The 18,165-nt window shown below is 65.8% G+C and carries 14 protein-coding genes; 8 read left to right on the top strand and 6 right to left on the bottom strand.

Annotated features, from left to right (window positions below):
• The first annotated feature begins 151 nt into the window (after nt 1–151).
• From AC3IF1_RS19060 to AC3IF1_RS19025, 8 genes are all read left to right on the top strand, one after another.
• Nucleotides 152–1,030 carry an STAS domain-containing protein gene (locus AC3IF1_RS19060; RefSeq protein ID WP_489218877.1) on the top strand — a complete coding sequence of 293 codons (879 nt, stop codon included), beginning with the start codon at nt 152–154 and terminating at the stop codon, nt 1,028–1,030.
• Nucleotides 1,031–1,045: 15 nt separating this feature from the next.
• Entirely contained in the window at nt 1,046–1,444 is a 399-nt protein-coding gene (locus AC3IF1_RS19055; protein ID WP_243970952.1) for an STAS domain-containing protein, read from the top strand.
• Nucleotides 1,425–1,829 carry an anti-sigma regulatory factor gene (locus AC3IF1_RS19050; protein WP_243970951.1) on the top strand — a complete coding sequence of 135 codons (405 nt, stop codon included), beginning with the start codon at nt 1,425–1,427 and terminating at the stop codon, nt 1,827–1,829. The genes AC3IF1_RS19055 and AC3IF1_RS19050 overlap by 20 nt, the downstream gene beginning before the upstream one ends.
• A gap of 2 nt (nt 1,830–1,831) precedes the next feature.
• Entirely contained in the window at nt 1,832–2,827 is a 996-nt protein-coding gene (locus AC3IF1_RS19045; protein ID WP_489218876.1) for a SpoIIE family protein phosphatase, read from the top strand.
• Nucleotides 2,824–4,728, top strand: a complete 1,905-nt coding sequence (locus AC3IF1_RS19040; RefSeq protein ID WP_489218875.1) for an ATP-binding protein — start codon at nt 2,824–2,826, stop codon at nt 4,726–4,728. Before AC3IF1_RS19045 ends, AC3IF1_RS19040 begins: the two co-directional genes overlap by 4 nt.
• A gap of 574 nt (nt 4,729–5,302) precedes the next feature.
• On the top strand, nt 5,303–5,971 hold the full coding sequence (locus AC3IF1_RS19035; RefSeq protein WP_489218874.1) for a tyrosine-type recombinase/integrase: 669 nt from the start codon (nt 5,303–5,305) through the stop codon (nt 5,969–5,971).
• A gap of 386 nt (nt 5,972–6,357) precedes the next feature.
• Nucleotides 6,358–6,906 carry a hypothetical protein gene (locus tag AC3IF1_RS19030; protein WP_489218873.1) on the top strand — a complete coding sequence of 183 codons (549 nt, stop codon included), beginning with the start codon at nt 6,358–6,360 and terminating at the stop codon, nt 6,904–6,906.
• 176 nt (nt 6,907–7,082) lie between these two features.
• Entirely contained in the window at nt 7,083–7,511 is a 429-nt protein-coding gene (locus AC3IF1_RS19025) for a cyclic nucleotide-binding domain-containing protein (protein ID WP_489218872.1), read from the top strand.
• Nucleotides 7,512–7,783: 272 nt separating this feature from the next.
• On the opposite strand, the gene AC3IF1_RS19020 is transcribed toward AC3IF1_RS19025, so the two are convergent.
• Genes AC3IF1_RS19020 through AC3IF1_RS18995 form a run of 6 tightly spaced genes read right to left on the bottom strand, consistent with a single transcriptional unit; the run spans nt 7,784 to nt 18,163 of the window.
• Nucleotides 7,784–9,952 (bottom strand): GAP1-N1 domain-containing protein, encoded by a 2,169-nt coding sequence (locus AC3IF1_RS19020; RefSeq protein WP_489218871.1) that lies wholly within the window; start codon nt 9,950–9,952, stop codon nt 7,784–7,786.
• On the bottom strand, nt 9,945–10,811 hold the full coding sequence (locus AC3IF1_RS19015) for a TRAFAC clade GTPase domain-containing protein (protein WP_489218870.1): 867 nt from the start codon (nt 10,809–10,811) through the stop codon (nt 9,945–9,947). The genes AC3IF1_RS19020 and AC3IF1_RS19015 overlap by 8 nt, the downstream gene beginning before the upstream one ends.
• Before the next feature lie 6 nt (nt 10,812–10,817).
• On the bottom strand, nt 10,818–11,852 hold the full coding sequence (locus AC3IF1_RS19010) for a TRAFAC clade GTPase domain-containing protein (RefSeq protein ID WP_489218869.1): 1,035 nt from the start codon (nt 11,850–11,852) through the stop codon (nt 10,818–10,820).
• A gap of 27 nt (nt 11,853–11,879) precedes the next feature.
• Complete coding sequence (locus AC3IF1_RS19005; protein ID WP_489218868.1) at nt 11,880–12,971, bottom strand: GTPase-associated system all-helical protein GASH; 1,092 nt, start codon at nt 12,969–12,971, stop codon at nt 11,880–11,882.
• 43 nt (nt 12,972–13,014) lie between these two features.
• A complete protein-coding gene (locus AC3IF1_RS19000; RefSeq protein WP_489218867.1) occupies nt 13,015–16,359 on the bottom strand; it encodes a hypothetical protein in 3,345 nt (1,114 codons plus the stop codon).
• Nucleotides 16,349–18,163 (bottom strand): trypsin-like serine peptidase, encoded by a 1,815-nt coding sequence (locus AC3IF1_RS18995; protein WP_489218866.1) that lies wholly within the window; start codon nt 18,161–18,163, stop codon nt 16,349–16,351. The genes AC3IF1_RS19000 and AC3IF1_RS18995 overlap by 11 nt, the downstream gene beginning before the upstream one ends.
• Nucleotides 18,164–18,165 lie beyond the last annotated feature (2 nt).

Genomic DNA, 18,165 nt, shown 5'->3' with positions numbered 1-18,165 from the left:
CTAGAGACCGCACGCCGATCACACTCGATCGTATCCAAACCGGATCAGGACGGTCTCGCCCCGGCCGCTTGGGCAACGATTAGCTATCGATATGGCCGCGCTTCAGGTAGAGGCTGTCTGAAGACTTTGGTGAACCTGCGGGATTTCTAGCATGGCGGTCGATGGAACGGCGGCGCTGACCCAGACCGTCGCCGCTGAGGAAGCGGGGATCCGCGCGGCCTGGCTCGCGCTCCTGAAGGCGGGCGGCTCGCTCCAGACGGGCCGCATCCGGGAGGCGGAACTCGACACGCAGGCGCGCACGGTCCTGGAGCAGCTGCGCGACGGCCTCGCGGCCGCCGGGACGGATGTCCGGGCCGACGCCTATGCGGCCCTGCGCGACACCCTGTCCGAGATCTCGCGCTCGCGCGCCATCCAGGGCTTCACGCCCACCGATACCGCCAATTTCGTGTTCTCGCTCAAGGAGCCGGTCTTCGCCGCCATCGACCGGACCCATGGCGGCGACCCGGCGGCCGCGACCGGCGGCACCTGGGCGGCGAGCCATCTCCTCGACGCCCTCGGCCTGCACACCATGGAGGTGTTCCTCGCCGGCCGCGAGGAGGTCATCGGGCGCCAGGGCCAGGAGATCGCCGAGCTCTCGACGCCGGTGGTGCGGCTGTGGGACGGGATCCTCGCCCTGCCGCTGATCGGGACCCTGGACAGCGCCCGCACCGGCGTCGTGATGGAGAACCTCCTCCAGGCCATCGTCGACGAGGAGGCGGAGATCGCCATCATCGACATCACCGGGGTGCCCACCGTCGACACCCTGGTCGCCCAGCACCTCCTGAAGGCCATCGCGGCCGCGCGCCTGATGGGCGCCGATTGCATCGTCTCCGGCATCCGGCCGCAGATCGCCCAGACCATGGTCCATCTCGGCGTCGAACTGAACGTGGTCTCGAAATCGACCCTGGCCGATGCCTTCGCCCTGGCCCTGAGGCGGACGGGCCGGATCGTCACCCGCAGGCAATCTGCCCTGTCCCCGACCGCCTCCTGATCGACGGCCGATTCCATGGACCGCATCCCGATCCTCAAGCTGGGTGGCGTGCTCATCGTCACCATCCAGGTCGACATGCACGACCGGCTCGCCCTGGCCCTGGAGGAGGACCTCACCGCCCGGATCGCCGGGACCGGCGCGCGCGGCGTGCTCATCGAGATCTCCGCGCTGGAGATCGTCGATTCGTTCATCGGCCGGATGCTCGACAACATCGCCGCCATCTCCCGGGTGCTCGACGCCGAGACCGTCGTGGCGGGCATGCGCCCGGCCGTCGCCATCACCCTGGTCGAACTCGGCCTGGAGCTGACGGGCATCCGGACGGCGCTGAACGTCGAGCGCGGCCTGGCGATGATCCGCGACCGGCTCGCCGAGGACGACGACCTCGAGAGTGCACGTGCCCGTCACGACGACTGAGGTCCTGCCGATCCGCACCAGCGACGACGTCGTGCGCGTGCGCCAGGCCGTGCGGGTGCGCGCCGTCGGGATCGGCCTGGGCCTCGTGGATCAGACCAAGATCATCACCGCGGCGAGCGAACTCGCGCGCAACACCCTGGATTACGGCGGCGGCGGCGAGGTCCGCCTCGACGTGATGCAGGAGGGCGCGCGCCGGGGCCTGCGCCTGAGCTTCGTGGACCAGGGCCCCGGCATCCCGGACATCGCCCGGGCGCTGACCGACCACTACACGACCGGCGGCGGCCTCGGGCTGGGGCTCGGGGGAGCGAAACGCCTCTCGAACGAGTTCCATATCGAATCGACGCCCGGCGTCGGCACCCGCGTCACCATCGCCCGCTGGAAATGACCATGCTCAGCGTGCCCGTGACCGAGGCGAGCCAGGTGGCGGAGACGCGCCGACGGGCCGTGACGATGGCCCAGGGCCTCGGCTTCGACGAGACCGCGGCCGGGCGCGTCGCTATCGTGGCGACGGAGCTGGCGACCAATCTCGTCAAGTACGGCACCGCGGGCGAGGTCCTGATCGGCACCTTCGAGGACGAGACCGGCACCGGCATCGAGCTCCTCGCCCTCGATCGCGGGGCCGGCTTCCCGAACGTCGACGACGCCCTGCGCGACGGCCACTCGACCGGCGGGAGCGCGGGCACGGGCCTCGGCGCGGTCCGGCGCCAGTCGCAGGCCTTCGACGTCATATCCTGGCCCGGACGGGGCACCGCGGTGGTGGCCCGCCTCCAGAAGTCCGTCGCCGCCTCGGCGGCCCCGCAGGCGACGGTCGCCGCGGTCACGGTGCCCCTGAAGGGCGAGACCGCCAATGGCGACGCCTATTGCGTCCGGCGCCGGGGCGACGGATGGACCGCGATCGTCGCCGACGGTCTGGGGCACGGTCCCCTGGCCGCCCAGGCCTCGGATCAGGCGGTCCGGCTGTTCCGCAAGCACGAGGACGCGCCGCCCGGCGCGATCCTGGCCGCCGTGCATGCCGGCCTCGGGCATACCCGCGGGGGCGCCGTCTCGGTGGCGCGCTACGATCCCGACAGGGCGCAGGTGACCTTCGCCGGCATCGGCAACGTCGCCGGCGCCGCGGTCGGGGCCGGCGGGACCAAGCGCACGGTCTCGCTGCCCGGCACCGCCGGCCACGTCGCCCGCCGCATCCAGGAATTCGAGTACCGGCTCGACCCGGACGGCCTGTTCGTGATGTGCTCGGACGGCATCGGCACGGCCTGGGCGCTCGAGGCCTACCCGGGCCTGATCGGCGCGCATCCGAGCCTGATCGCGGGGGTGCTCTACCGCGACTTCACCCGCGTCCGCGACGACGCGACCGTGGTCGTGATCCGGAACCGGCCCGCGTGAAGTGGCCGCTGCTCACCGCACCGATCGCGCACGAAGACGACATCGTCGCGGTGCGCCAGCGCGTGCGTCGGATCAGCGACCGGATCGGCTTCGGGGTCCAGGACCAGACGCGGATCGCCACGGCCGTCTCCGAGATCGCGCGCAATGCCTACGGCTATGCCGGCGGCGGCAAGGTCGAGTACGGCCTGGACGAGGATCGCGAGGGGCAGTTCCTCGTCGTCAGGATCAGCGACCGCGGCCCGGGGATCGCCGATCTCGCCGAGATCCTGGAGGGACGCTACCGCTCCTGCACCGGCCTGGGCATCGGGATCACCGGCTCGCGCCGCCTGATGGACCGGTTCGAGATCGCGTCCGCCCCCGGGCAGGGCACGGTCGTCACCTTCGGCAAGCTGCTGCCGCCGAACGGGGAAGCGTTCACCGGCCCGAAGCTCGCCGCCCTCGCCGACGCGGCGGCCCGGGCGCAGGCCGAGGATCCCGGCGCGACCCTGCGCGAGCACAACCGCGACCTCCTGCGCAGCCTGTCCGACCTGGCCGAGCGCGAGGAGGAGGCGCGGCGCCTGAACGCCGAACTCGCCGAGACCAACCGGGGCGTGGTCGCGCTGTATGCCGAGCTGGAGGCCCAGGCCGGGCAGCTGCGCGCGGCCGGGGCCAACCTGGAGCGCCAGGTCGCGGCGCGGACCCGGGAACTCGCCGAGGCCAACGACCGCCTGCGCGCCGAGGCGGTCGAGCGCGGACGGATGGAACAGGATCTGCGCCAGTCGCAGAAGATGGAGGCGGTCGGGCAACTGACCGGCGGCATCGCCCACGACTTCAACAACCTGCTCACCGGCATCGTCGGGTCCCTCGACCTGATGCGGTCCCGCATCGCCCAGGGCCGGATCGAGACCCTCGGGCGCTATCTCGACACGGCGATGAGTTCGGCCGACCGGGCCGCCGCGCTGACCCACCGACTGCTCGCCTTCGCCCGTCGGCAACCGCTCGATCCGAGCGTCACCGACGCCAACGCCCTGATCGTCGGCATGTCCGACCTGCTGCGCCGGACGATCAGCGAGGCCATCGATCTGCGCATCGAGACCGCCCCCGGGCTGTGGCCGACCCTGTGTGACCCGCACCAGCTCGAGAACGCGATCCTCAACCTGGCGATCAACGCCCGCGATGCGATGCCGGACGGGGGCACGCTGACGATCGAGACCGGCAACGGCCGTCTCGCCGACACGGACGCCGCCCCGCGACCGGGCGCGCCGCCGGACGAGTACGTCCGCATCGTCGTCCGCGACACCGGCACCGGCATGCCCCCCGAGGTCATCGCCCGGGCGTTCGACCCGTTCTTCACGACGAAGCCGCTCGGTCAGGGCACCGGGCTCGGCCTGAGCATGATCTACGGATTCGCCAAGCAGTCGGAGGGCCATGCGCGGATCGAGAGCGCGGTCGGCACGGGGACGTCGATCACCCTCTACCTCCCCCGGCACCACGGCGACGCCGATATCCGGACGGGCTCGGTCGCCGGCGCCGAGATGCGGCGGGGGGCCGGCGAGACGATCCTGGTGGTCGAGGACGAACAGGTCGTCCGCGACCTCATCGTCGAGGTGCTGCAGGATCTCGGCTACCGGGTGCTCGAAGCCGTGGACGGCCCCGCCGGGCTGCGGGTCCTGCAGACCCCGGGGCGGATCGACCTGCTCGTCACCGATGTCGGCCTGCCGGGGCTGAACGGCCGCCAGCTCGCCGATCAGGCGCGCGAGACCCGGCGCGCCCTGAAGGTGCTGTTCATCACCGGCTATGCCGAGACCGCGGCGAGCGCCTCCGGGTTCCTCGATCCCGGGATGGCGATGATCACCAAGCCCTTCCCGATGGAAGCCCTGGTGGCGCGGATCCGGGCGATGATCGAGGGCGGCACGGCCTGAGATCCCGGACGTGTCCCGCCTGCGGAACGGTTCCAGGGCCGGGCGGAACGCCGACAGGGCTTCACCCCGGTCGGGATCGCGGGGGCCCTGTCGTGCCGTGCAGGCAGGCTCGGGGGCGGATTTGGCGGAAGCGGATGGTCCGCCTAAGCACCTGATTTACCACATTTGAATCAAGCGCTTAGTCAAAGCTATTGCCGACATACCCACGCCTTGACCCATGTAAACGATGTGGCTCTGAATGAGCGGTGTTGGACGGTAACGAACGATCTCCGGTCGCAACCGTGAACTCACAAGGAAGTGAGGATGTGTCATAATTGCCGCAAATGCCGCAGTGCTCCTAAAACCCGTGGACGTCGATGTTGCCTCTTGGGCCTGCCTCGCCGGGTTTGAGGCCCGAAATCAACGTACTGCTTATGACGCCCGACTTCGTTTGGAACGCCTCTTCCTGCCTCGCTTCGGTTAGAGCCGGATTGAGAATCTAACGCGCCGCCAACTTGAAGCGTGGCGCGACGGCTTGGTTCGGGTTGGTGAAGACGCCAAGCAGCGGCGCCGAAGTCAGGACACCGCCGACAGGGTGCTCAGCATCGTCAAAGCGATGCTCAACCACGCCGTTGGCGACCTAACTAACGGTCTCTCCGACGACAGCGCTTGGCGGCTGGTCCGTCCGTTTCAGCAGGTTGGCCGAGCTCGTGAGGTGCACTTCACGCCCACGGAGCTCCGGCGTCTGCAAGAAGGTTGTGACGATGCTGGCTTTCGCGATTTACTAACGGCCGGGTTCCTGACAGGCGCGCGCTATGGCGAGCTTGCCGCGTGTAATGTTCGCCACTTCGATGCGAAGGGTGAGAATCTGCACGTGCCGCGCAGCAAGACGGGCGCCTGCATCGTCATCCTGCAAGCGGAAGCGGTAGCCTTCTTCTCAAAGCTATTAGGTGAGCGCGAGCGGGATGCTCCACTGTTGCCGCGCGTCGACGGCAACGCTTGGGGAGCGAGCCATCAGGTACGGCCAATGAAGAAGGCGTTGCTGACCGCGAAGCTCGATCCATCGGGCACATTTTACGCGCTACGACACTCCTACATATCCCGCGCGATTGAGGCGGGGGTGCCGCTGAACGTGGTGGCGGAGAATTGTGGGACGAGCGTCCGGATGATCGAAACGACTTACGCCAAGGTGCTGGCCGCAAAGCGGCGAGAGTTCATCGCGAACGGCGCGCCACGTCTGTTCGCAGCCGTCTCACCAGTTTGACGCCAAGCTCGCGGGATCGAATCCCTCCGTCTCCGCCACTCATTTTCACCATCGCTAAGTCGTTGTCAGCGCTCATTTTTTACGAGTGTAGATTTCGCATTTGTCCCCGATTTGTCCCCGCAACATTGGGCTGTGGAAACCTGCCGAACCGGTGCGTCCGATGACGGCCAACGCGGTCAGGGTTGGCGTCCTACCCGGTGAGTCGGCGCGTGGACGAAAAATCCGATCCTTCGTAATCGTCCCGCATCACCCTCAGCGACCTTCCCCAGTTCCAGACAGCAAGGCAGCATGCTGTCTTGCTGTCTTGCTGTCGCGGGATGCAGGAGAACGGTGGCTTAACAGCATGCTGTCATGGCTGATCGCCGATGGCTCAAGGACCGGATGCGATGCCGAAGACGTCACCCTCGGCGGCCAAGCACAAGGTGATGGTCTACCTCCCGCCCACGTTGCGGCGGGCGGTCGGCGTCCTGGCGGCGGAGAGCGGGCGTAGGATCAGCGACGTCCATGCGGAGGCGCTGGGCGAATACCTTCGGTCGCATCGGACTTTTCCAGGGACGGACGGAGGTGACGAAGCCAGGGGCGGCGAGCATGTGGTGCCGGCCGCCTCGGGCCTGGGGCCGGGCTCACTCGATCGCATTCTCAAGCGGCTGGACGGTCAGGCGCGGGCGCTGGTCACGATCCTGGCCAACACGGCCGATCTCGTCCCGGCCGTGGAGACTCGTGCGCTCGCGATCGTCATCACGGCTCTGGTGCGGTCCGGCCACGCCGGCCTCGACGGACCTGAGGTTCGGGCGCTGCTTAACGAGCACGGCTTCAGGCACTTGAGGACGACGACCGTCCGCGACGCGCTCGTCCAGGCCGGGGTGGCCCGATTTCATGACGGTCGCTGGATCGGCCTGGACCCGGTCACCCCTTCGAGCCTGGAAGAGGACTGAGAACGACGGCGCACCGGTGATCGCGTTCCCCCTGACCGTCCCCGACGCCGGACCTGACGGCGCGGACGAACCCCATCGGCATCGTGCGGAAACTCGTCTCGATTGTCAGGCAACGGACAAACGCTACCTTTCGTGTCCGCTATTGGACAAAGCAAGATTCGCCCATGGGACCAACCGTGCGAACGGTCGAGCCACGCCCCGTCGACCTCGACGCCAACCTGCTGCTGCAGGCATTGGAACCGCGCGACCGCGCCCTGATCGCGAGGTGGCTGGAACCGCGCGATGTCCGCCGCGGCGATGTCCTGTTCCGGGCCGGCGAGGACGCCTCCCACGTGACCTTCCCGTTGGATCGCAGCATCGTCACGCTGCTGGTGACGCTGCGGGACGGCAGGACCGTCGAGACGGCCACGGTCGGGCGCGAGGGCGCCATCGGCGGCGTGGTCAGCAACGACTACCTGTCGGCCTTCTCGCATGCCGTCGTCCAGGTCAAGGGAAAGGTCCTGCGCATTGAGGCCGAGTTGTGCAGCCAGCCCTCCTCGATGAGTTGCACCGCCCAATCGTCGAAGCCGTCGATACCGGTCCGGCCCTCGGTCGCGGCCTCGTAGGTCCGGCGCAAACCGGGCTCGGCAGCGAGACGCTTCCGGCCCACCGCGGCCCGCGCGAGGTAATCCGCCCAGGCTGCGGGGTGGATCTCCAAATGACCCTTGAAGTAGGTCCACCAGAACACCTCGGATACGAACTTCTCCGCGCCGCGGTCGCCGTACGTTGGATGGCGGCATGCGCGACCTCCTCCTCGGTGGTCAGGCGGCGGCGCAGTTAGGGCGACAGCGCCGAGGTCGTCGGCGTGGCGTTGCGCCCGCCCAAGCTGCGACGTCTATCAGGGCTTAAAGGTATTGTTTGACGCGACGATCTTCTCGATCGCCTTGATCATCTTAGAAGGTCTGCCCACGGATACTTTCTCCAATTTAAATACCTGTCGGAGAAAATCGCCGCCCTGCCACTTCACGTTCATCTCATTGATTATAGCTTTGAATGTTTTCGTGCTCCTAGTTATTGACGCAAAAGTTGATGGATCCAGGTCGTTATAAATATAAGCGTTGCAAACCCCCATTCTTAGCCGTCGGCATCTATCCCATCCCCAATAATCCCAACTATCAGGTAAAAACGGCTCGATCACGAACCAGGCGTCTCCGATCCTGTCTCGGGCTGCGGCGGCATGAAGGGGGTCGAACGAGAATGCCATGAGTCCCTCGGCACCCCTCCTCGGTTGGTCCATCGCCAAGGCGAGGATGTGCGCCGCGGCCCGAAGGAAATCATCGTCAACGAGATTGTTCCGGGCTTTAGAAAGCAAATGTGCCCAACTCGATGGTCCCAAAGCTCGTACGTCAGGGTTCCGAGCTCCGCATCTCTCCAGGATAAGTAATATTGTCGAAAGATTTACAGCGGGACGATCGACCATTTGACGCAGTAGGTCGCCTACGTTCTCGAAAGCCGCATCGATCCATATTTTGGGAATCGTCACAGCGCGTTCAAGGGCGCTGATTACGCAATCAATTGCAACGAAAGCGCATCTTGCAAATATGTGCCTTACTAATGCTTCATCTTCGACGAAATATCCAAATTTCAAAAATAAAACTGGATCTATCGATTCATTTAAAACTGCATCTTTCAAAGCATTTCGACCGTTCTCTGTGGCTGAGATCCTGGGATCGAGCAGCAACTCGACGCGATCCCTCGCGAATATGCAGAATAGGTCCCAGCGACCTCTGGTACCTTCGATGACCTCGTCGATGCTTGCCTCCAGGGCAAGGTTCGCTAAGGCGCCGGCCGTCCAACCCAACTCCTCGAAGGCGAAGCCATCGCTAGCGATCTCGAAACGACGATACACGGGGAGCGCGTCGAAGCTTTCGCCTAGTGCCTTCGATACGACATCGGCATTGAGGATCTTTCGTACGTCCCCGACTTCTAGGAGCATCATCATCAGCCATTCGAAGCGGGAAGTAGCGTTGATCGCCGGGAAAGCGATCCGACCACCGATCACGTCAGCCTTAAGCTTGGCGACCTCGTTCGTTCCCTCGAACTCCTTTCCGAGTACACGACCGAAGTTCTGTGCCGACGAGTTCGCATCGGGGTCGACGAGGGCGCAGTACGCCGATGCCAAGCCTGCGAAAGCGGCCCGGCCCCCGCTCGCGTCGGCCCCATAGCGCTTGAGGAACGGCCGCAGGACGCATGGCTCGACGCTAAGCAGATCGATCCCGGCGATATCCGCCCAGTCAATCCCCAAGTGCCTCCCCCGGTACGCGTCGATTGGTTCGAAGCTCTCAAGTCCCGGCCGTGCAATCACCTCGGCGGCGTGGGCGTGCCGCGATGAGACATCAAAGCGAACGATCTGCAGGTCGGAGATCTGGGGGTTCCCGGAACGGTCGGCGCTTTCCCTCGTCGAGATCCGAAATGAACGTCGCAACCTCGGCCATTGCTGAGACCAGACCTCGCAGGCTAGCGCGGTCCATTCCCGGAACGCATCCTCGTCCTCGGCCACGACTTCGACGATGCTTGTCGGCTCGCCGTACAGGGCCATTAGTAGTTTACCGGCACGGCCGGGACGGATCGGGAAGCGTCGGTCGACCACCGTGGGTAGCGTGTCCTCGGGGATCCCGCGCACGTAGCTGGCCTTCGTTGCCCCCGCGAGTGGCCGACGGAAAACATTGAGGAGAACAGCGAGATCGGGGATCCTGCCCAAGGCGGCGAAGGGGATCAGTAGCGTGTGAGTCCAGACACAGCCTGGCCTAGGCATCTCCGGAGCCGCCCAGGTGCTGGAAAACGCGTACAGACCGAATTCGGCGAGTGGGAAGCCCGTGAGGACCCCCCGTTCGTGCTTCGACGTGGTTCCAACCGGAAAGTCGCTGGCCACCAATAGCGTACGTGCGGCCGCCGAAGGCAGCTCGACCGAGGAATTGAGCAGACGATGCCCGCGGTCGTAGCCGAACAGGCATTGCTGGATGACTGTCCCGGGAAAGATCTCGGCAAGCCGTCGGACCTCAGCCATCTGCGCCCGTCCACAGCAACAGCGCCGTGAGGTCGTAATCCTCCCCCTCTCCGCCGGTCACGACGATCCGTTCCTGGGGAAGGAGGCCGATGGACGCCTCGTAACCACCGTCAGACTGATCCAAGCCTTGGCAACTCACCCCATAGACACGGGCATCGATCGTCTGGGGGTTCGAATGGATGTACTGATCCAACAACGGCATCTGCTCGGCAAGGTAACGCGCTGGGTCGCGTCCCAACCCGGACACGAGATCCCATGCGGATATCACCACCGCGAGGCGACGCCGACGAGTCGAGGCGGCTTCGAGGATCTGGAGGAGATCCACTAGCATGAGCTGCGTGGGCGCCTCGTCCGGCGCGTAAGGTTTGGGACCCGACGCTTTAGGGGAAGCGGGATCCGGGGCCTCGACGATCGAGCCCTCCGGTCCCGTCAGCTCTTCCGCAAGAAGCCTGATCTCAAGTAAGTTACCGGGCATCAGAAAATCGACGGGATGAATGAACAGTAGGACCCCGTCGGCTTCCCTGGCGGCCGTCATGTATTCGACGGCGCATCGTCGATCGCGCCATTGTCCCTCGAAGCCCTCGCCGGACAGATCGGGCAGGTGAAGGACTGTTTCGGCCCCGCCTCCGGCCGGACCCAGGATCAATTCGACCCAACCTTCCTGCTGGAGCTTCGTCCTCCCCATTTCGCCGCCCGCCAGCCATAAGTTGGCGAGTCGCTCAAGCCGACGTCGATCCCCGGCCAATCGGCGAAGCTGTAGCGCCGTGCTGACGTCCGCGGCGTTCAGGAGGGCCCAAAGCGCCGCTAGAAAGGTGGTCTTGCCTGAGCCAGGCAGTCCGATCATCAACTGGCGTTTCATGGACGGCTATCCCCGGACCGTCAGACCGAACAGATCGTACGCCGACATGACGCCGGGATCGAGAGTGGGTACCTCCACCGGCGGTGGCAGGGGTGCGGACAACTCCGACAGTACGCATTCGACGATGGCTTCGAGGCCGTGGCCGAGGGGCAGCGTTCCTGTGACAGCGCGTGCCGCGACCTTAAAGGCCTTCACCCTAATCACCGTGCCGTATGAATTCCTCAGCCTGTCCACGATGCCGTCGAAGGCCTGCAGCGCAGCCGCCTTCTCCGCCTCCTCCGTCGGCATCAGGTCGATTTTGGTCAGCACGACCATGACGAGGACGCCGAAAGGCAGGAGGCCCCCCTGATCGAGCGCCCCCATGGTGAGGGAGGCCTTGTGCCTCTCGCCGCCACGAGTCGACGTGCCGCTCAACTTCTCGCCGTCGACCAGCAGCAGGATCAAATCCGACCGCTTGACCTCGACGAACTCACCCAAGTTGTCGTCGGATTGCCTGAGCTCCTCGTACTCCTCCCCCGCACGGTCCGCGAACAATATCTCGAAGCGTGACTGCGTCGCCTGCTCCAGCAAGGCCATGTGCAGAAAGTGAAGGCCGCGGGCAGTTCGCGGTGTCTCGGGCACCATTCGGTCGGAGCGTACGGTCGAGTCGTGGCAACGGCGGTCGAACCCTCGGGGCGTTCGCGTGCCGGCGAACGCACATCCGGCGAACGGCCCTTGCATGAACTTCTGGATGAGGGACGCCAGCAAGGTGGTCTTGCCGGCCTTGTGATCCCCGACGAACGAAACCACGCTCATCTCCCGCGAGCCTATCGCAAGACCTGCTTCCCGCAGGCTGAGCTGCTCCCCATGGCTGACCTCGACCTCGATCTCGGCCCGCGGCGGCGACGGGGCGTCCGTCGGGTCCCCGACATCCTCGGCGTCGTCGGGAAGGACGATGGCCGACGGACAATCGCTGGGCGTCTCGAAATCCTCCAGGCAAACGCCGTCGAGCTCCAGTGTGCAACCCTCCTTGGCACATGACAGCCTCGGGGTTTCGGTCACGGTAGGTGCGTTCGACACTGAATTCGCTCAACCGAGCTGCTTGATCGTCAGGCGCTCATCGTAGGCTTGTCGCGCAAGTTCGCGAACCGACAGCTTCGTACCGACCTGGAGCCCCGTCGCGTTAAGGAAGGCTTTCTTCCAGCTCTCCTGATCCTCGCGGGCTTTCGTGATTGCCAGAAGAAGAGGCGTAACCCTGCCATATCTATCCAGGTCCTGCGACGGAAGCGACCAAGCCTGCAACAGCTTCTCGGGCATGGCACCGATCGCGGCCTCGACTGAGATCTTGCTCTGATCGGAGACGCCGTGCTGCACGAGCGCCCGGTCGATGATTGCTTCCAACGCGAACGGAGCTGGATAAACACGCGTGAAATCGGCCAGCTGATGGCCAATGACGATCCCAGCGGCTGGCCGCTTGACGTCCCTCAACGGACCGTTCCAGGCCGGTATCCATCCTCCCAACACCGTCCAGACCATGTCGAGTTCTTCGCGCTGGAGCTCTGTGCGTAGAACGAGTTCATCGAGGGAGGCTTGCAGACCTTCGATCGCGGCCGGGACGGTGTCGAGGTTCCTCCCGAGATCGGCCAAGCCCTTCGCAAGTCCCTCCGACGAGGGTTCCTCGACCAACGCCGTCAGTGATTGCCGCAGCTCCTTCGTGAGGATCACGGGGGTCTTCACGGTCTTCGGTTTCGCGGCTCGGCGATTGTCGACCTGCCTCCTATGTATGGTCGCCTTGGCCAGTTCGGTCAGGGACGGCAACGTTTGCGGACGTCGACTGCCCTGGAACGAAGCAGCCGCGATGACGGTCGCCAGATCACTCCAATCGGACCTGTGACTTTCGAGCAACAAGGCCAGAGTACATCCCGCGAGAACGGCTAATCCGTTGTCGTTGTCCTCAAGAGGCAGCGTCGGATCCGCCGTCTTCATCGCATCCACGAACCAACGGACATCCTTCGCATCCCGGCCCAGCCCGAACACGACCTCGACTAGGTCGATGACGGAGACCACGTTGTTATTGAGGTGATCGCCGGCGCCTTCCGCGGCGGCAGACCTAGCCTGTAGTTCGCTCGCGGTGGGGGCTGCCGAAGCTTGGCGGTACCAGTCTGCGAACTTTTGGTGCACTCGATGATCCTCCGCCGCCGATTCGGATGAAAGCGTTAGGATACTAGGCCGCGAGCCGTTCCGCGACCGCCGCCAGCAGACCTTTCTCCTTCGCCCTTTGAAGAATGAGCCGGGACAGCGGTCCGGCCTCCATCTGTCGTTCGTCGCGCTCGATCAGGCCCAGCTCCTCCGCGATACGTACGCGCATGACGAACGGCGCCTCGTAGAACCGCTTCACCAGCTCGAACAGATCGACGCCGGGCGCGGCGGTGCGTCTCGGCGGATCCGATCTCGCAGGCGCCGATCCGTCGAGCGGCTCGCCCCGGTCGGACGCAAGCACCCAATTGTCCAACGCCGTCGAGACGAGTTCGAGGCTGGCAATGGGACGTGCGGCATACGCCTCCCTGAGCAATAGTGGCAGTAACCCTTCCGTGTCGGCCCATCGGACGAGGGCCGACGTCGGCTCCTCGGCTCGGTCATGCACCGGGAGCTCCGCGACCGACGCCGACAAAGCCCTCGTTGCTAGATCGACGAGTTCGGAGAGGACGGGAAAGGCTTCCCTTAACGCGCGGGATGCCTCCCGTCGCCATTCAGGGCACCGGAACCGGATCAAGCCGGCAAAGGCGTGGGCATCCTCGCCCTCCAGCTCCGCGCCTGCCAACAGCCTTGGCAGGAGCTGGGCAAGGTCTTCTGGCGAGGCACCCTCGACGAAACGTGCCCACGCGAGGTCGAGCTCGTCCGTGCCCGTGATCGAGACGCCTGCCCGGCGGGCGAGCGTGCTGCCCGTGTCGCCGATCCGTCCCGATGTCCTCCTATCCCAGTCCGCAAGAGCCTGGGCGAGCGCCGACTTCTCGGCGGCCGAGAGGGCGAAGAGCTCGACGTGGCTGAAGAACGCGGCGACGGCGCGCTCGTCGCTATCGCCTGCCAATGAAGCATAGCGGCGGAGGACCTGAGGATTGGCCCGCACGTCCGCATCGCTCAAGCTCGCGAAGGAAACGGACGCGTCACGGACCAAGCCTCCGACGGCCGGTTCGTCCCTTCGGTGGCGCGCGCAAGCGAGCGACATCAGCGTCAACTCGAATGACTCCAACGCCATTCCCAGTCCCGCCGCCACCTCGACGCCGGCCCGCGCGATGGCAGAGGCGTCGTCAAGCCTTCCAAGCCCGAACAACATCTCGCACCGGGCATGGCACGCCACGAGATAGCTCGTCGGTTGGTGCCGCGGAACGCGCGCCAGTGCCTCGACGGCCTCGGCCCATCGGAAAAGCTGTCTCAAGGCCTCGGCTTCGAGAAACACCGCTGCGACGTCGTCGCGTTCCGCGACCGGAACGTCGACGAGCACGGCCAACGCCGCGTCGGGCTCGTCCCGGCGGAGGTGCTCCGCCGCTTTCGCCCGTGCGGCCGCACGCCGTTCGGCCGATGTGGCGCCTTCGTCCAGGAGCAGCGGAACGTCGCCGAGCAGCACGCGCAGCATATCGGCCGCGCGGTCGGGCAACTCGGCCACGGCGGGACGCAGCGAAGGTGCGGCCTCCGCGATCCAAAGGCGCTCGATGACCTCGAAGGGCTCGGCCAAGCAAAGGCGGTGATAGATCTCCTCCGCACGCTCGACCGCACCCGCGCCGGGACGGTCCCTCCAGTAGGTGGCCGCCCGCCTGTGAATGTCGTCGATCGCCTTGCCCCTGTCCTTGTACATCAGGCTTAGGGTCTGGGCTCGAACGTCCTTTCTGTGGCGTAGGTGGTCGCCCTCGTCGACCACCAGCGTTCCCTCGCTCGCGAGCCCGTCATAGAGGCCGGCGGCCTCCCGGTCATCGACTTCCATCCCGCAGGAGGGAGCGATGACATGTCGGATGACGTCGGGCGTGATCCTGCGGACGACGAGGCCAGGATGCGCGATGGCTCGGACGCCGGCGTCGTGGATATGGCCGAGCACCCGGTCGTAGAGCTGACCGAGGACGAGCTCATGGTCGATCTTCTTCCAGAACCAGCCGGTCTCGGCGAGGTCCCGTACGCCCGAGACGTCGTGACCATCCTCCTCGATCACCTTGACGGCCAGACGCAAGGCCAGCGGCAGCCCACCGACCTGACGCGTGACGGCGACCGCGAGCTGAGGTGCGAGCCCCCGCACCCTAAGGTAGGCGACCGCCGAAAATGGTTCGAGCTCGTTCAGATCCACGCCGTCGGCGAAGTCGATGAGACCCGGGGACGAGCGGCCCGAGATAATCACCCGAAGGGCCGGCAACACCTCTCTCAACACCTCCAGCATTTCCCGCACGCGGCCAAGGCGCAGACACGACCGGTGCTCGGCCTCCTCGAACGTGTCGAGAACGAGCAGGAAGGGGGACAGGGGGGATCCCAGTGCGGCCGACAGCGCCCGTACCAGGGGAGGCAGACGCGGGTCCGCGCAACTCACGGCCAGGGACGGGTCGGCGGAGGCGAAGCCGGTCGTCTCTTCCGCGGTGTCGGCCCGGGAGGCGACGTAACCCTCCGCGAGGGTGCCGATGATGCCATCCAACTCCCGCTTCCGTCCCGGTCCCTGACACGAGATCTGACGCAGCATCTCCAGGACCAGACCGGCTGGATCGTCCGGCGATAGGCTCGCCCTGTCGAAGTCTAGGTAAGCGAACGGAGGCCGGTGGTGGGCATCGACGTCCTGGAAGTCGAGGATGAGCTTCGAGATCAGGGCGGACTTCCCTGCGCCGCCGACACCCGTGATTGCGAAGGCACCCGCGGAGCGGGGAGTTCGAAATGCTTCGATGCCGCGTTTCCACCATATGGGCTGACGCGCCGCGTCCGGGACATCGAGAAAAGCCTTGAGCTTGCTCAGTTCCTCCTTGCGTCCCGAGAAATGCGACCCGGGACCGGCCAGTTGGCACAGAGGCCGCAGCAACTCTTGATAGGCGGCGGCCGACGCGACCTCGTCCGGGTCCGGAAGCCGCTCCACGAGCCCGGCGAGCCACGTCACGACCCGTCCCGTCCACGCGAGTTCCTCCAACGTCTGGGTTTCGATCGGTTTTCCATGACCCTCGGCGTACGCGCGAAGGGTTCGTGCCAGTCCATCGTCGATCCCGATCCTGCATTCGTCGATCGAGCGCCCGAGAGATCCGTCGTCGGCGAGGGTCCGGAGGTGCGACACGCGAGGCTCCGTGTCGAGCAGCCACATGCGCCGGTCGCCGCGCACCACGACGGCGCAGTTCTGCCTCAGGATATCGAGGGCCTTCGACGAATCGTCCGGGGCCAGCCGCTCTCGCACTTCCTGAGGGTCGAACGACGAGGAAACGGCCGCCATGGTCAGCGCGCGCGCGTAAACGGCGTCGGTCTTCGTCGATGTCTCGCCCGCGCGCCGCGCGCGCAAGGCACCCATCAGTGCGGTGAAAGCGACGCCGCCAGCCGGGCTTGCCTCAAGGTCCATCGTTCATGCCCATCAGCGCCTCTTGCAGCACGCGCACTTCCCGGATGAGTTTCTCCCACGTGCGATGTCCATCGGCCCCCAGTTCCGAGAACACGGCGTCGGCGATCTCCGCCGCCTCCTCGGGCCTCAGGTCGTTCGCCCCGGCCGTCGGCAGCGCAAGAAGATAGCGCGAAATGTCCTCCGGCACGATGGGCACGACACGCTCAAGGAGCGCGCGCTCTCGATGCCTGCCAGGTAGGAGATGGACCCCACCGATGACGACAAGCCTGAGTTCCGGCATGTCGAAGACACGCTCCACGATCTCGGCCAGCAGTTCCCTCACCCCCTCGCCGAGCCCGGTCACTCCCACGCAATCGAAGACGATCCACAACGGCCTGTCCGTCCGTTCGTGACGCAGACGCGCCTTGCCGGCGATCCAGGCCGCGAGCAGCTTCGACCATCGTGTCGCCTGCCGGTCTGTCGGACACGGCGGGATCTCCTTGGGATCCGCACCGAGTTCAAGCGCGAGCCAGTGGCACACCTCACCCGGGCCGCCAGTCGCCATCGCCTCCAGTGACACGAGGATGCAGACCTGGCTGCGGCTTTCGGCGAGCTTGCGGATGATCGAGCGGGTGAACTGGCGTCCGGACCCCTCGCTTCCATCGATCATCAACACACGGCGCCCTCGCGGGGCGCACATGCCGACCACCGATCGCTGCAGTGTTTCCCTGTCGAGGACGGGCTCGTCAGGCTCGATACATGTTAGTACCTTCGCTCCGTCGTACGGGCCCAAGCAAAGGTGTTCCAATGCGACTTCGCCCAATTTCGCCACGATGGAGGAGATGGGTACGCCCTGGTTGTAGGTCGCCCTCCGACCCGTCATCCCACCGGCGGGATCGCCCGACGAATGTATGGCGATCAAGTTCATGTCGTTGTCGAGGCACGGACCTCCCGAGACGCCATGGGCGGTGTTGAGGTCGTAGCGCAGTCGGGTCGCGTTGTCGTTCACCCAAAGGACCCGGCCGTAGTCCTGCATCAGGTGGCGCCCGTGGGGAAAGCCGAACACGTAGACCTTCTGGTCCGACGTCGGATCCTCGGCATTGGAAGCCATGCCGTACCAACCGCGCAACGTCGAAGATCCGGGTGCAGCCGTGTGACCGACGTACTGGGCAAGCCGCACGATCGCGAAGTCCAGCGCATCCGTGAAGTTGCATCCCGGATGGTCGCCGGGCAGGCAGTCCAGCTCGTGATGTCGGCTACCGGTCACGTGCCAATCCTCGGCGAACGCGAAACGCCTGCCGGCGGCATGCTCGGACGTGAAATCGAAGCGCGCCTTCGCGCGAGCGGCAGAGCCTGGGACCGCGGCGCCGTCCGACAACAGGCTCTCGACGACATGGTGGTTTGTGATCGCGATGTCGGGGCCGATGAGGAACCCGGTGCCGAGGTGCCGACCGTCGATCTCGATCGAGAAGACGCGTTCGCTTGCCGTTCGCTGAGCCTCCGACAAGGCGATGGTCGACGTCATCGGATCCATGGTGTCGAGCATGCATTGATGGAAGTGACCGAGGGTTCCCGAACGCCGGAAGAACGCGACGGTCGCCGGATCAAGATCAATTGCCAGTGTCAGTGATTGGAGGAGCGGTCGCTCCCAGCCTTCCGCGACAGCCGCATCAAGGACGATGCCGGCGACCTCGCCGATGTCCGTCCGTGCCGTGATGAGGTCGAGGTCGCGCCGCAGGTGCAGGCGGAGATGCCGCCTGAGACCGACCGTCGTCATTCCCTCCGAGATAAGGGCGGATAGGTGCCGGCGATCATCGAGGTCCATCC

The sequence above is a fragment of the Methylobacterium sp. E-012 genome (assembly GCF_057836545.1).
This window is presented reverse-complemented; position numbering and strand designations above follow the sequence as displayed.

What these genes read in the sequence shown, in the direction of transcription:
- AC3IF1_RS19060 (WP_489218877.1), top strand. Translation starts at nt 152, where the DNA reads ATGGCGGTCGATGGAACGGCGGCGCTGACCCAGACCGTCGCCGCTGAG.
- AC3IF1_RS19055 (WP_243970952.1), top strand. Translation starts at nt 1,046, where the DNA reads ATGGACCGCATCCCGATCCTCAAGCTGGGTGGCGTGCTCATCGTCACC.
- AC3IF1_RS19045 (WP_489218876.1), top strand. Translation starts at nt 1,832, where the DNA reads ATGCTCAGCGTGCCCGTGACCGAGGCGAGCCAGGTGGCGGAGACGCGC.
- AC3IF1_RS19030 (WP_489218873.1), top strand. Translation starts at nt 6,358, where the DNA reads ATGCCGAAGACGTCACCCTCGGCGGCCAAGCACAAGGTGATGGTCTAC.
- AC3IF1_RS19020 (WP_489218871.1), bottom strand. Translation starts at nt 9,952, where the DNA reads ATGGCTGAGGTCCGACGGCTTGCCGAGATCTTTCCCGGGACAGTCATC.
- AC3IF1_RS19015 (WP_489218870.1), bottom strand. Translation starts at nt 10,811, where the DNA reads ATGAAACGCCAGTTGATGATCGGACTGCCTGGCTCAGGCAAGACCACC.
- AC3IF1_RS19000 (WP_489218867.1), bottom strand. Translation starts at nt 16,359, where the DNA reads ATGGACCTTGAGGCAAGCCCGGCTGGCGGCGTCGCTTTCACCGCACTG.
- AC3IF1_RS18995 (WP_489218866.1), bottom strand. Translation starts at nt 18,163, where the DNA reads ATGGACCTCGATGATCGCCGGCACCTATCCGCCCTTATCTCGGAGGGA.